Genomic DNA, 13984 nt, shown 5'->3' with positions numbered 1-13984 from the left:
TCGCTCGCAATGACGGAAAAGTCCGAAGCAGACTTCGCCGCCACTACGTCAGCATCGCTGACTCAATCATCAATATATCGTTAGGATTTGCGGCGCGTCAGGCCTGGCGCGTTGTGTAAATGTTTACCGTCTCGCTTAAGCCAGATTAAAAATCGCGGTTAAGAATTAGGGTTAAGTGCCGCTTAAACATTTGGTGCCATGGTCCGCCCATGAGTTTTGAGCGTGAGGCTTTTGTCTGCCTCACCGGCGAAAGGACCGGACCAATGCGTACTCTGAAGAATCTTCTTGCTGCCGGCGCGGCGTCATTCATTTCCTCGGCCGCGCTCGCTGCCGATCTTCCGCCCCCTCCGATGTATGTTCCGCCTCCAGTGGAAGACTTCGGCGGCTGGTATCTGCGCGGCGATATCGGCTTCAGCAATCAGAAGGTCCAGCACCTGAGCAACGCGCTCGAAGCCAACCTGATCAGCCAGAGCCAGAAGGCGGACTTCAACAGCGCGGGCATCTTCGGTCTCGGTGCCGGCTATCGCTTCAACAACTGGTTCCGCGCGGACGTGACCGGTGAATACCGCGCCAGCTCGACGCTGAACGGTTACGAAGTGAACACCTTCAATGGCGGCGGTGCCGTGCAAAACGGCTTCAACAAGTATACCGGCAACAAGTCCGAATGGCTGATCATGGCTAACGCCTATGCCGATCTCGGAACCTGGTGGTGCATCACACCGTTCATCGGTGCCGGTGTCGGTGCCGCTCGCGTGACGATGGCAAACTACACTGACGTCGGACAAACGACGAGCAACGGTGGTTTCGCCGGCGGGCCAAGCTCCGCTTACGCAGCAGATGCATCGAAGTGGAATTTCGCCTGGGCGGTTCACGCCGGCCTTGCCTACAAGATCAATCCGAGCCTGACGCTCGAACTGGCCTACCGTTACCTCGACATGGGTGACGGCATCACCGGCGACGTCATCGCTTACGATGGCACCAACAACATCAACAATCCGACGACCTTCAAGCATCTCACGTCGCACGACCTGAAGCTCGGCGTGCGCTGGGCGATCGACCCGGTGCCGGCTTACGCTCCGCCGATGCTGCCTCCGCTGATCCGCAAGGGCTGATTGGATTTCTTCTCGCTTCGTCTCTCCTGCCAAACTTTAACGGCGCGGATTTTTCCGCGCCGTTTTCTTTTGCGCAGAGTGCGCGGCGATAACGAATGATTAGGGTTAACGCGGCATGATCGAACGTAGTTAAGCGTTGGTAACGGGAGTTTCGTGATGCGTCGGATCGTGTTGGCGATGATGATGGCGGCAGCCGCGCAGGGTGCGCAGGCCGCCGATTATCCCGAGGACTTGCCGGTCCTGCGCGGAATGCTCCGCGAAAGTCCGCGCTATGTCAGATGGCAGGGCTTCTACGCCGGCGGGCAGGCGGCTTACGGCTCGTCCGACCACAATTTCAATGGTGCGACGAGCAACATGACGGCGCAACAACTGGCGCTGACGACGATCGAAAAGGAATTCCAGGTTTCGAGCTGGCCGGTGATCGGCGGGAAGGTTTCGCATCAGAGCAGCGCCTTTGGCGGCTTCGCCGGCTATAACGCGCAGTGGGGCGACGCCGTGCTCGGCGTCGATGCGAGCTATATGCACGGTAACTTCGGGGGCGCCGCAGCCGGCAGTATGGGGCGCCAGTTCACCACCTCGGACGGTATCAACAACAATGTGCTCGTGACGTCGTCGGCGTCCATCAAGTTCACGGACATTCTTACGTTCCGTGGCCGCGCCGCATACGCCATCGGCAGTTTCCTTCCTTATCTGTTTGGCGGCGTTGCGTTCGGACTCGCCGACAGCACGAGAACCAACGTGATCGATGCGCAGGGCACGAATCCCGGTCCGCCGCCGACAAACGCTTACGGCCCCGTCACGTACACGGCTTCCGAAAACCAGCACGGCCGGTTGAAGGTCGGATACACGATGGGTCTTGGCACCGAAGTGATGCTGTTTGGAAACGTGTTCGGCCGCGCCGAATGGGAATACATCCGCTTCACCGGTCCCATCGATACCAACATCAACACCGTGCGCGGCGGTCTCGGCTACAGGTTCTGACCGAACCGTTTCTCCGAAATTCTCTTTTGCGGCTCCTGTCGTTGACAGGGGCCGTTTTGCCTGTTGGGCTATCGCTCCATTCGGAGGCGGCAGCCATCGGGAAGGTGCGGTCATGAAGATCTATGGCGATCTGAAATCCGGCAATTGCCTGAAAGTGAAGTGGGTGTGCGACAAGCTTTCTCGCCGCTACACCTGGATCGATGTCGACACCATGAAAAGTGAAAGCCGCACGCCCGAGTTTCTCAAGCTGAACGGGGCGGGGCAGGTGCCGGTGCTCGAACTCGACGACGGTCGCACGCTGGCGCAATCCAATGCCATCATCCGCTATCTGGCGCGCGGCACCGACCTGATCCCCGCGGAGGCGTTCCTGTCGGCGAAGATGGATGAGTGGCTGTTCTGGGAGCAGTACAGCCACGAGCCTTACATCGCGGTCTGCCGGTTTCTGATGGTCTATCTCGGCAAGTCGCTGGGCGATCTCGATCCGGAGAAGGTCAAGCGGGGCTATGCCGCGCTGGCGCTGATGGAGCACCAGTTGCAGAAAACGAAGTTCCTGGTCGAGGACGTGTTCTCGCTCGCGGATGTGGCGCTGCTGGCCTACACCCGCGCGGCCCATGAAGGCGGCTTTCATCTCGACGGTTATGACGCCGTGCGGCGCTGGATCGGCGAGTCCGAAAAGCGGCTCGGCCTCTGATTCCGGGGACGGAAGGCGGCGAATGCAGGCTAAGCTCGGGCCGGTTCGTCATCCAGCCGAGGAAGCGCCCATGCCGGCCATCAATCCCCTGACCGCCGTTGCCGTTCTGCTCGCCACCGCCGCGACCGATGCCGTCTATGTCATGTTCACGTCGGCGGTGGTAGCGCGCAAACGCGTCCCCGCTGCATCCTGGAGCAGCATCTGGTATCTGCTCTCGTCTTACGCCGTGATCAGCTACACCGAGAACTGGATCTATGTGGCCTTTGCCGCGGTCGGATCGTGGGTCGGGGCTTTCGCCACCATCACCTTCCTGCACCGTCCGCCCGGCGGACCGCCGGTGGGCGCGGCGCCGGAATAACAGGTCCTGACAGCGAGGGCAGATCGCCCATGTGCGGGTGAATCTCCGTCCAGCGTTGTAAGTTCCAAAAAAGCATCTAGTCTGGCCGCGTTGATCCGGCTTGCGAATTGCAAGTCACTCAAGACGGCGGCGTTGCCGCGAGCGGCTTTGCGCGAGGAGGACCCATGCAATTCGATTTCGAAGCAATGACGCCCGGCGAACGCTACAAGCTGCTGCTGGCCACCGTGCTGCCGCGGCCGATCGCATGGATCACCACGCGTGACAGCAGCGGCGCCGTGAACGCCGCGCCGTTCTCGTTCTTCAATGTGTTCGGATCGGAGCCCGCGACAGTCGGCGTCGGAATCGGCAGCAAGGGGCCCGGCGAGCCGAAGGATACCCGCGCCAACATTCGCGCCAACGAACAGTTCGTGGTCAATCTTGTGCCTTACAGTCTCGCCCAGCAGATGCGGATCACCTCGATCGCATTTCCCAAGGGCGTCGAGGAACCGGCAGAGGCGGACCTGAAACTCGTTCCGTCGGAGCGGGTGGCAGTGCCGCGGATTGAGGCGTCACCGGTCTCGATGGAATGCACGTTCATGCAGGAGGTCGCGCTCGGCGGCTTCAGCCTCGTGCTCGGCCGTATCCTGATGATTCATGTGCAGGATCACGCCGTGATCGATGCCACGCGGCAGTATGTCGATGCGGAGAAACTCGATCTGATCGGACGCATGGAAGGCGGCTGGTACACCCGCACGACACAGCGTTTCGAGATGCCGAATATCCCGCTCGCAGAGTGGAAGCGGCCCGCCTGACCCGGCGGGAAGGGACGCCCTGCATCCCGGCTTTGTGATCCGCGCGGGGCAAAGTTTCTTGACGAAATCCGAAACCTTCCATATTGACGGCGGCGGGACACCTCCCCCCAACGGGAGGCTAGCTATCTGGAAGGATAGAACATGACTGTAGCGAAGCCCGGCGCCAAGCCGAACGTGCCGCATTTTTCCTCCGGCCCCTGCGCCAAGCGCCCTGGCTGGAACCCCCAAAATCTCAAGGACGCAGCCCTCGGCCGTTCGCATCGCGCGAAGGTCGGCAAGGCCAAACTCAAGCTCGCGATCGAACTGACGCGCGAAGTGCTTGAAGTGCCTGCCGATTACAAGATCGGCATTGTGCCTGCGTCCGACACCGGCGCCGTCGAAATGGCGCTGTGGTCGCTGCTCGGGCCGCGCCCGGTCACCACCATCGCATGGGAATCCTTCGGCGAAGGCTGGGTCAGCGACATCGTCAAGGAATTGAAGCTCAAGGACGTGGTCAAGCTCCACGCCGGATATGGCGAGATTCCCGATCTGTCGAAGGCCGACAAGAATTCCGACATCGTGTTCACCTGGAACGGAACCACCTCCGGCGTGCGCGTTCCGAACGCCGACTGGATCGCGGCTGACCGCGAAGGCCTCACGATTTGCGACGCGACCTCCGCCGCGTTCGCGCAGCCGCTCGACTGGCCGAAGCTCGATGTCGTGACCTTCTCCTGGCAGAAGGCGCTGGGCGGCGAAGCTGCGCACGGCATGCTGATCCTGTCGCCGCGCGCCGTCGCGCGGCTCGAGAGCTACACGCCGCCGTGGCCGCTGCCGAAGATCTTCCGCATGACCAAGGGCGGCAAGCTCAATGCCGGCATCTTCGAGGGCGAAACCATCAACACGCCGTCGATGCTCTGCGTCGAGGACTATCTCGATGCGCTGAACTGGGCGAAGTCCGTTGGCGGTCTCAAGGCGCTGATCGCGCGTGCCGATGCCAACACCAAGGTGCTCGCCGACTGGAAGGCGAAGACGCCGTGGGTGGACTTCCTTGCCGCCGATCCGGCGATCCGCTCCAACACGTCGGTGTGCCTGAAGGTCGTCGATCCGGCGATCACCGCCCTCTCTGCTGATGCGCAGGCTGACTTCGCCAAGAAGCTGGTTGCGGCGGTCGAGAAGGAAGGCGCCGGTTACGACTTCGCGCATTACCGCGATGCGCCCGCGGGCCTTCGCATCTGGTGCGGTGCGACGGTTGAGGCCAGGGACGTCGAGATTCTGACGCAGTGGATCGACTGGGCGTTCGCCGAGACCAAGGCTTCGCTCGCGAAAGCGGCCTGACTTGTCATTCCGGGGCGCGCGCAGCGCGAACCCGGAATCCAACTACAAATCCCTTTAACCTCGTCTGGATTCCGGGCTCGCTCGCAAGGCTCGCGCCCCGGAATGACGAAAGATGGATCACATCCCATGACCAAACCCAAAGTTCTCATTTCCGACGCGCTGTCTCCCGCCGCCGTGCAGATTTTCAAGGATCGCGGCATCGAGGTCGATTTCCAGCCGGAACTCGGCAAGGACAAGGACAAGCTTGCCGAGATCATCGGCAACTATGACGGCCTCGCCATCCGCTCCGCCACCAAGGCGACGGCGAAGATTCTCGAGAAGGCCAAGAACCTGAAGGTCATCGGCCGCGCCGGCATCGGCGTCGACAACGTCGAGATCCCCGCCGCTACGGCGAAGGGCATCATCGTGATGAACACGCCGTTCGGCAACTCGATCACCACCGCCGAGCACGCCATCACGCTGATGCTGGCGCTGGCCCGCGAAATCCCGGCCGCCGACGCCTCGACCCAGGCCGGCAAGTGGGAGAAGAACCGCTTCATGGGCGTCGAAATCACCGGCAAGACGCTTGGCGTCATCGGCGCCGGCAACATCGGTTCGATCGTCGCCGACCGCGCGCTCGGCCTGCGCATGAAGGTGATCGCGTTCGATCCGTTCCTGTCGCCGGAGCGCGCCAAGGACATCGGCGTCGAGAAGGTCGAACTCGACGACCTGTTCAAGCGCGCCGACTTCATCACGCTGCACACGCCATTGACCGACAAGACCAAGAACATCATCGACGCGGCCTCGCTCGCCAAGATGAAGAAGGGCGTGCGTATCATCAACTGCGCGCGCGGCGGTCTGGTGGATGAGCAGGCGCTGGTCGATGCGCTGAATTCCAAGCATGTCGCGGGCGCTGCGTTCGACGTGTTCGTGGAAGAGCCGGCCAAGACCAACGTGCTGTTCGGTCATCCCAATGTCATCTGCACCCCGCATCTCGGCGCATCCACCACGGAAGCGCAGGAGAACGTCGCGTTGCAGGTCGCCGAACAGATGTCGGACTATCTGCTGACCGGCGCGATCTCCAACGCCGTCAACTTCCCCTCGATCACGGCGGAAGAAGCTCCGAAGCTGAAGCCGTTCATCGAACTGGCCGAAAAGCTCGGCTCGTTCGCCGGGCAGTTGACCGAAACCGGCATCACCAAGGTCACGATCACCTATGAGGGCGCGGTCGCGGATATGAAGATCAAGGCGCTGACCTCCGCAGCCTTGACGGGCCTGCTGCGGCCGATGCTGGGCGACGTCAATGTTGTCTCTGCGCCGGTGGTGGCGAAGGAGCGCGGCATGGTGGTCGATGAGGTGACCCGTGCCGCCCGCAGCGATTATGAGAGCCTGATTACCGTGACGGTCGCGACCGAACGGCAGGAGCGTTCGGTGTCCGGCACGGTTTATCACGACGGCAAGCCACGCCTGGTCGACATCAAGGGCATCCGGGTCGATGCCGAATTCGCCAAGTCGATGATCTACATCACCAATGAGGACAAGCCGGGCTTCATCGGCAAATTTGCCTCGCTGCTCGGCGATGCCAAGATCAACATCGCGACCTTCCATCTCGGCCGCAATGTGCAGGGCGGCGACGCCATTGCACTGGTCGAGGTCGACGGTGCGGTGCCGGCCGATGTCCTCGCGAAGGTGGCGGCGCTGCCGCAGGTCAAGCAGGCGAAAGCGCTGACGTTCTAGGCTGCTGCGGGTTTATGATTTTGTTGCAACGGGCCGGAGTCCTCTCCGGCCCGTTTTGTTTCGGTGGATGCCGACCGCAGCGGTACATGGGTAACCAACCCGAAAGGAAGTTTCGATAATTGATTGAAAGAATCCACGCAGAAGCGTGGCCCGCCCCGGAGCTTCATCGTGAAATTTTTGAACAACCTGCCCATCACCGCCAAACTCGGAATTTTGGTCGGTGTGACTTTGCTTGGCCTCAGCGCAGCCGGTCTTTACTCAGCCTATATGATGCAGCGGGAGCTGGTGAACGGGCGTGAAGCGCAGACCCACGCGCTGGTCGATACCGCGCGCAACATGGCGATCGGACTGCAGAAGCAGGTCGATGCCGGACAGATGACCAAGGAAGCTGCGATCGCGGAATTCGCGAAACGCGCCCAGACCATGACCTACGAGAACGGCACGGGCTACATGTTCGTCTATACGATGGACGGCATTACGGTCGCGACGCCGGACGTGAAGAAGATCGGCAGCAATCAGCTCGATGTCGAAACCAACGGCCGCAAGCTGGCGCGCGAACTGCGCGACGGCGTTGCCGCCAAGGGCGATGTCACGCTGCGCTACGAATACGAAAAGCCCGGCACCAAGGAACTGATCCGCAAGATGTCTTATGCGGTCGCAATTCCCGGCTGGAACATGTTTGTCGGCACCGGCGGTTATCTCGACGATCTCGACGCCAAGCTGATGCCCATCGTCTGGGCGCTCATTGCGGCGACAGTCTTGATCGGCGCAGTCTCCGGCGCGGTGGCCTGGTTCATCGGCCGCAGCATCACCCGTCCACTCGGTCTGCTCGGCACCCGCATGCAGACGCTGGCGGATGGCCAGCTCGAAGACGACATTCCGGGCATCGGCCGCCGTGATGAAATCGGCAAGATGGCCACGACCGTGCAGGTCTTCAAGGACAACGCGATCCGCATCCGCGGACTCGAGCAGGAAGAAGCTGCGGCCAAGGAACGTGCCGCTGCGGAACGGCAGGCGATGATGAACAGCATTGCCAGCAACTTTGAGAGTAGCGTCAACGGCATCGTCCGCTCCGTGGCGACGTCGGCGGCGGGTATGCAGACCACGGCGGAATCCATGACCGCGTCGGCTCGCGATGCCAGCGCACGCGCAGCCACCGTGGGTTCGGCGTCGGAGCGGGCATCGAGCAACGTCGGTACGGTCGCGGCAGCGGCGGAAGAGCTGTCCAGCTCGGTCGCCGAGATCGCCCGCCAGGTCAACCAGTCGAACGAGATCGCCACCAAGGCGGTGGCCGACGCCGAGCGCACCAATGCGACGGTGCAGGTTCTCTCCAGCGGCGCCGAGAAGATCGGCGAAGTGGTGCAGCTCATCCACTCCATCGCGGCGCAGACCAATCTGCTCGCGCTCAATGCCACCATCGAGGCGGCACGCGCAGGCGAAGCCGGCCGCGGCTTCGCCGTGGTGGCCTCCGAGGTCAAGGCGCTGGCCAACCAGACCGCCAAGGCCACCGAGGAAATCTCGGCTCAGGTCGCTGCGATGCAGGCCACCACCAGCGACGCCGTGGTGTCGATCGGCGGCATCACCGAAACCATCGCGCGGATGAGCGAGATCACGATGAACATCTCCAGCGCCGTCGAAGAGCAGGGCGCCGCGACCCGCGAGATTGCACGCAACATCCAGTCGGTGGCGGCGGGATCGACCGAGATCAGCGATCACATCGGCGGCGTCAGCTCGGCCGCGGCGGCGACCGGCGCGGCGGCGTCGGACGTTCTCTCCAGCGCCCGCGATCTCGACCAGCAGTCGGGCATGCTGCGCGCGGCGGTGGACGAATTCCTCGGCAAGGTGCGGGCGGCGTAATACCTCGGTGGCGAAGTATCGCTACTACAAACAAGATGTCGTCCCCGCGAAAGCGGGGACCCACCTTTTCTAGGAAATTCCGAAGATGGCGAGGTCAGACAGGTCTTGCCAATCCGGATTGTTCTTTTCGATGAGTTCGATTTTCCAGGCCCTGTTCCATTTCTTGAGTTGCTTCTCCCGGCGAATGGCATCTGAGGGCGTGTCGTACCCTTCAACATAGACAAGACGATTAACGGCATAGCGTTGCGCGAATTCCGATCCGCGTCCGCCCTTGTGCTGAGATAGCCGAAGAGCAAGATTGTTTGTGATGCCGATATAGAGCGTGCCGTTGGGTTGGCTCGCGAGAATGTAGATGTGGTACGTTACCCCGTCTTCGGTCACCACAAGTTCGTTTCCAAGCTATGGGTCCCCGCTTTCGCGGGGACGACATCGGGGATTGCTCGAAAGTCAGCTTTAACTCACTGCTTCTCGATCTTGGCTTCGCGGATCAGCTTTTCCCACACCACGAGCTGCTCTTTCAGGAACTTGTCGAAGCTCTCAGGCGTGCCGGAGAAAGCTTCCATGCCGCGGTCGGCAAGCTCCTTCCTGATATCGGGCCGCTCGACGACCTTGCGGATTTCCGCATTCAGCCGGGTCACGATCGGCTTCGGCAGGTTGGCCGGGCCGAGATAGCCCTGCCACGAGGTGATGTCGAAACCCTTCACGCCGGCTTCGTCCATGGTGGGAAGATCCGGCAGCAGCGCGGAGCGCTTGATCGTCGTCACCGCCAGCGCCTTCAGCGCCTTGCCGTTGACATGGGGCAGGCCGGTCGGAACGTCGACGAACATCATCGACACCCGCCCGGCGATCACGTCGGTGAGGGCCGGCGGCGAACTCTTGTAGGGGACGTGAAGCAGGTCGATGCCGGCAAGGGTTGCGAACGTCGCGCCGGACACGATCGCCGACGAACTGCCGCTGGCGTAGGAGTACTTGCCCGGCTCTTTCTTCGCGAGCGCGACCAGTTCGGCGACCGAATTCGCCGGGATCTCCGGATTGATCACCAGCATGAACGGCAGGTCGCCGGTGCGCGCGATCGGCGTGAAATCCTTGATCGGATCGTAGGTCATGTTCTTTAAGAGATACGGATTGGCCGAATGCGACGTGTTGGTGGTCACGAAAATCGTGTAGCCGTCCGGCTCCGAGCGCGCGACGTAGCTCGCGGCGATCGAGCCGTTGGCGCCGGGCTTGTTGTCGATCACGATATTGGTGCCGAGCGCCGTGGCCAGTTCTTTCGAGATCAGGCGCGTCGTGCTGTCGGTGCCGCTTCCCGCCGCGAACGGAAGCACCAGCGTGATGTTCTTGCCCGGCGCGGGCCAGGCCGTCTGCGCCGCCGATGGTCCGGCAGCCAAAGCGCCGGCCGCGATGGCGAGCGCCAAGGTCATTGGCGATATTTTTGATTTCAGGAAGTTCATTGATGGTGTCTCCGCCCTGCTCTTTTTGACGTGCGGTCGTCGGGTCACCGAGGCGGTGACGACGCCGGCACTTGAGCCGGAGATTGCGCGAAATCGCGCCGGATTGCCAGCCAGTGGTGTTCTAGGAAGCCGGACGTTTCCCGGCCGACCCGCGCCGCGATGCGGTGACAACGCCTGCCAGCACGAGCAGGTAACCGACCAGATGGAACAGTTCCGGCTTCTCGCCGAGCAGCACGATGGCCATCACCGAACCGAATACCGGCACCAGATGGAAGAACGGCGCGGCGCGATTGGGGCCGATCAGTTCGATCCCGCGATTGAAGAAGATGTAGGCCAGCGTCGAGGGAAAGATCACGACGAAGATGACGGTGGCGATCGTCAGCGTGTCGAGTGTCAGCCTGTCGCCGATCGAGACTTCCCATCCCACCAGCGGCAACAGCATCAGCGCTCCGGCTCCCGTGGTGAACGCGATCAGCGAGAGCGGATTGATCTTCGGACGCCGCGTCATGAGAGCGGAGTACAGTCCGAACACGAACAGCGCGCCGGCGAAACAGATATCACCGGCGTTGATCTGGATGTCCGCCAGCGCGGCAAGGTTTCCGCGCAGGATGATGACGAGTACGCCGATCAGCGACACGAGGATGCCGGCCGCCTGCATCCATGACAGGCGCACGCCGAACAGCACCAGCGCCCACAGCGCCACGAACAGCGGGCCCGACGACTGGATCAGCAGCGCGTTCAGCGCTTGTGTGTGTTGCAGTCCCCAATAGGACAAGGCGTTGTTGAGCGCGAAGCCGGTCAGCGCCAGAACCAGCAGCAGCGGCATGTGCCGGCGCATGGTTGGCCAGTCGCGTTGCAGATAGGGCCATGCGAAGGGAGCGACGACGAGGAAGGTTCCGGCCCAGCGCAGGAATGTCAGCGTGAACGGCGGAACATGGCCGGCAACAAAGCGCCCGAGCACGATGTTCGCGGCCCAGAACAGCGCCATCAAGCTGAGCAGCAGATAGGGCTGGTTCGCCAGCCGTGAAGCGAGCGAGGACTGGCGCAAGGGCGGATCAGCGACGGTCATGGGTCTTTGGGAAAGAGGATGCGTCAAGTTGTGCCGGTGTTTCGCACCTTTCACAACCGCCAATCCCGGATTGCTCCGTTGCGCTGAACGCCCATCGCGCTGATTTTTTTTACCTCTCCCCGCCTGCGGGAAGAGCGAGCAAATCGTGTGCTTGCGGCAATCGTGACCGCTGAAATGTTATGACTTAAGCTTCAGCAACCGCCGACGTGCGCCGCGCGGCGATGACGACACCTGTCAGCACCAGCGCATAACCCGCAACATGGAACAACTGCGGTCGCTCGCCGAGGAAGGCGATGGCGAGCACCGATCCGAACACCGGGATCAGATGGAAAAACGGCGCGGCGCGGTTGGCGCCGATCAGTTCGACGCCGCGGTTGAAGAACAGATAGGCGAGGATCGACGGGAATATCGCGACATAAGCCAGCGTGAGTGCGTTGTTCACGGAGAGCGATGGCGTGTGACCGCTCGCAGCCTCCGCGATCACGGCAGGGATCAGCAACACCGTCGCATAACCGGAGGTGAAGCCCATGAAGGTCAGCGGGTGTATCGCCGGACGTTTCACCGCCAGTACCGAATAGAGCCCGAAGATGATCAGCGCGGTGGTGAAGATCAGATCGCCCTTGTTCAGGTGGATCGAGGTGAGGGCGACTGGATCGCCGCGCGACAGAATCGTGAGGACGCCAAGCAGTGAAATGCCGATGCCGATGGTTTGCGGCCAGGTGAGGCGAATGCCGAGCAGAACGAATGACCACAGCGCCACGATCAATGGCCCTGACGACTGGATCAGCAGCGCATTCAATGCTTCGGTGTATCGCAGCCCGAGGTAGGCGATGGCGTTGTAGCCGGCGAGGCCGGTGAGGGTCAGCAGCGTCAGAATCGGCAGATGCTTGCGGAGCACCGGCCACTCGGCCCGCAGATGCGGCCACGCGAACGGCAGGACGATCAGGCAGGCGAAGGCCCAGCGCAGGAAGGACAGCGCCATGGGCGGAAAGTCCGCCGCGATGAAACGTCCCAGCACGATGTTGCCCGCCCAGAACAGGGACGACAGGGACAGCAGCAGATATGGCCTGTTCATGAGCCATGATGTCGCGGATCGCGGGGCGGGATCGTTCATGTCGATGGCGGATTATTGGCTTTGCAGGGAAGGTCGGGGCTGGCCGGAATTATTTGGGGATATCAATGATTTGCACCCCATCTGGCGCATACGTCAACAGCCGTTGGCGCTTGCGTCCCATGCGCGCATCCGTTATCCGGTGACATGCCTCGCAAGCGAGCGGCCCAAGCTGCAAGGCGCTGGAACACCAGCGGATTTGCGGGTTGCGGGAGAATGTCTGGAAATGGCTAACGTTGTCGTCGTCGGCGCCCAGTGGGGCGACGAAGGAAAAGGCAAGATCGTCGACTGGCTGTCGGAACAGGCGGACATTGTCGTTCGCTTTCAGGGCGGCCATAACGCTGGCCATACACTCGTCATCAACGGAAACACCTACAAGCTCGCGCTGCTCCCTTCGGGCGTGCTGCGGCCGTCGAAACTGTCGGTGATCGGCAACGGTGTCGTGTTCGACGCGCAGGCATTCCTGACCGAACTCGACAAGCTGCAGGGACAGGGCGTGAAGATCTCGCCCGACAATCTGCGCGTCGCCGAGAACGTCACGCTGATCCTGCCGCTGCATCGCGAACTCGATGCGGTGCGCGAGAACGCCAGCAAGGCCAACGCCATCGGCACCACCCAGCGCGGCATCGGTCCGGCGTATGAGGACAAGGTCGGCCGCCGCGCGATCCGGCTGATGGATCTCGCCGATCCGCAGACGCTGCCGCACAAGATCGATCGTCTGCTGACGCATCACAATGCGCTGCGCCGCGGCCTCAATCTGCCGGAGATCGACGGCGCGGACATCCTGAAAGAACTGACGGCGATCGCGCCGCGCGTGCTGCCGTTCGCGGATTCGGTGTGGAGTCTGCTCGATCAAAAGCGCCGCGAGGGCAAGCGCATCCTGTTCGAGGGCGCACAGGGCGCACTGCTCGACGTCGATCACGGAACCTATCCCTATGTCACGTCGTCCAACACGGTGGCGGCGCAGGCTGCGACCGGCACCGGCATGGGCCCGAGCTCGGTCGGCTATGTGCTCGGCATCTGCAAGGCCTACACCACACGCGTCGGACAGGGACCGTTCCCGACCGAACTGACCAACGAGATCGGCGAACTGATCGGCCAGCGCGGCAAGGAGTTCGGCGTCAACACCGGGCGCAAGCGCCGCTGCGGCTGGTTCGATGCGGTGCTGGTGCGGCAGACCGCGCGGACCAGCGGCATTCATGGCCTCGCGCTGACCAAGCTCGACATCCTCGACGGCTTCGACGAGATCCAGGTCTGTGTCGGCTACAAGCTTGACGGCAAGGAGATCGATCATCTGCCGGCGGGCGAGGGCGCGCAGGCGCGGGTCGAGCCGATCTATGAGACCATCGAAGGCTGGCAGGAGCCGACGGCCAATGCCCGTTCGTGGGCGGACCTGCCGGCACAGGCCATCAAGTATGTTCGCCGGGTCGAGGAACTGGTCGGCTGCCCGATCGCGCTGCTTTCCACCAGCCCGGAACGCGAGGATACGATCCTCGTGCAAAACCCGTTCGAGGCCTGAACAAAACATGGCCC

The 13984-nt window shown here is 62.3% G+C and carries 13 protein-coding genes; 9 read left to right on the top strand and 4 right to left on the bottom strand.

All coding sequences use genetic code 11. The features are described from left to right. Positions 1-263 precede the first annotated feature (263 nt). From HMPREF9695_RS16180 to HMPREF9695_RS16145, 8 genes are all read left to right on the top strand, one after another. On the top strand, positions 264-1112 hold the full coding sequence (locus HMPREF9695_RS16180) for an outer membrane protein (RefSeq protein WP_006021946.1): 849 nt from the start codon (positions 264-266) through the stop codon (positions 1110-1112). A gap of 156 nt (positions 1113-1268) precedes the next feature. Continuing rightward, on the top strand, positions 1269-2093 hold the full coding sequence (locus tag HMPREF9695_RS16175; RefSeq protein WP_006021945.1) for an outer membrane protein: 825 nt from the start codon (positions 1269-1271) through the stop codon (positions 2091-2093). Positions 2094-2205: 112 nt separating this feature from the next. After that, positions 2206-2784, top strand: coding sequence for a glutathione S-transferase family protein (locus tag HMPREF9695_RS16170; RefSeq protein WP_006021944.1), 579 nt, complete (start codon positions 2206-2208; stop codon positions 2782-2784). A 70-nt stretch (positions 2785-2854) separates the two neighbouring features. Next, positions 2855-3142, top strand: a complete 288-nt coding sequence (locus HMPREF9695_RS16165; RefSeq protein ID WP_006021943.1) for a hypothetical protein — start codon at positions 2855-2857, stop codon at positions 3140-3142. Between the two features lie 164 nt (positions 3143-3306). Beyond that, positions 3307-3933 carry a flavin reductase family protein gene (locus tag HMPREF9695_RS16160; RefSeq protein ID WP_006021942.1) on the top strand — a complete coding sequence of 209 codons (627 nt, stop codon included), beginning with the start codon at positions 3307-3309 and terminating at the stop codon, positions 3931-3933. A gap of 141 nt (positions 3934-4074) precedes the next feature. Next, complete coding sequence (locus HMPREF9695_RS16155) at positions 4075-5247, top strand: phosphoserine transaminase (RefSeq protein WP_006021941.1); 1173 nt, start codon at positions 4075-4077, stop codon at positions 5245-5247. A gap of 126 nt (positions 5248-5373) precedes the next feature. Beyond that, positions 5374-6963, top strand: coding sequence for a phosphoglycerate dehydrogenase (gene serA / locus HMPREF9695_RS16150; RefSeq protein ID WP_006021940.1), 1590 nt, complete (start codon positions 5374-5376; stop codon positions 6961-6963). Between the two features lie 168 nt (positions 6964-7131). Then, on the top strand, positions 7132-8820 hold the full coding sequence (locus HMPREF9695_RS16145; protein ID WP_006021939.1) for a methyl-accepting chemotaxis protein: 1689 nt from the start codon (positions 7132-7134) through the stop codon (positions 8818-8820). A gap of 69 nt (positions 8821-8889) precedes the next feature. Here HMPREF9695_RS16145 and HMPREF9695_RS16140 read toward each other — a convergent pair whose 3' ends face one another. The 4 genes from HMPREF9695_RS16140 to HMPREF9695_RS16125 form a co-directional block, all read right to left on the bottom strand. Further along, positions 8890-9204 (bottom strand): GIY-YIG nuclease family protein, encoded by a 315-nt coding sequence (locus HMPREF9695_RS16140; protein ID WP_006021938.1) that lies wholly within the window; start codon positions 9202-9204, stop codon positions 8890-8892. A gap of 74 nt (positions 9205-9278) precedes the next feature. After that, positions 9279-10271 (bottom strand): Bug family tripartite tricarboxylate transporter substrate binding protein, encoded by a 993-nt coding sequence (locus HMPREF9695_RS16135; protein WP_006021937.1) that lies wholly within the window; start codon positions 10269-10271, stop codon positions 9279-9281. Positions 10272-10392: 121 nt separating this feature from the next. Then, positions 10393-11340 (bottom strand): DMT family transporter, encoded by a 948-nt coding sequence (locus HMPREF9695_RS16130; RefSeq protein WP_006021936.1) that lies wholly within the window; start codon positions 11338-11340, stop codon positions 10393-10395. Between the two features lie 184 nt (positions 11341-11524). After that, positions 11525-12415: a DMT family transporter gene (locus HMPREF9695_RS16125; RefSeq protein WP_085947405.1), complete on the bottom strand. Its 891-nt coding sequence runs from the start codon at positions 12413-12415 to the stop codon at positions 11525-11527. A 262-nt stretch (positions 12416-12677) separates the two neighbouring features. Between HMPREF9695_RS16125 and HMPREF9695_RS16120 the strand changes: the two genes are divergently transcribed. Further along, positions 12678-13970 carry an adenylosuccinate synthase gene (locus HMPREF9695_RS16120; protein WP_006021934.1) on the top strand — a complete coding sequence of 431 codons (1293 nt, stop codon included), beginning with the start codon at positions 12678-12680 and terminating at the stop codon, positions 13968-13970. The last annotated feature ends 14 nt before the right edge of the window (positions 13971-13984 follow it).

Origin of the sequence: Afipia broomeae ATCC 49717, from assembly GCF_000314675.2 — a bacterium.
GTDB lineage: Bacteria > Pseudomonadota > Alphaproteobacteria > Rhizobiales > Xanthobacteraceae > Afipia > Afipia broomeae.
This window is presented reverse-complemented; position numbering and strand designations above follow the sequence as displayed.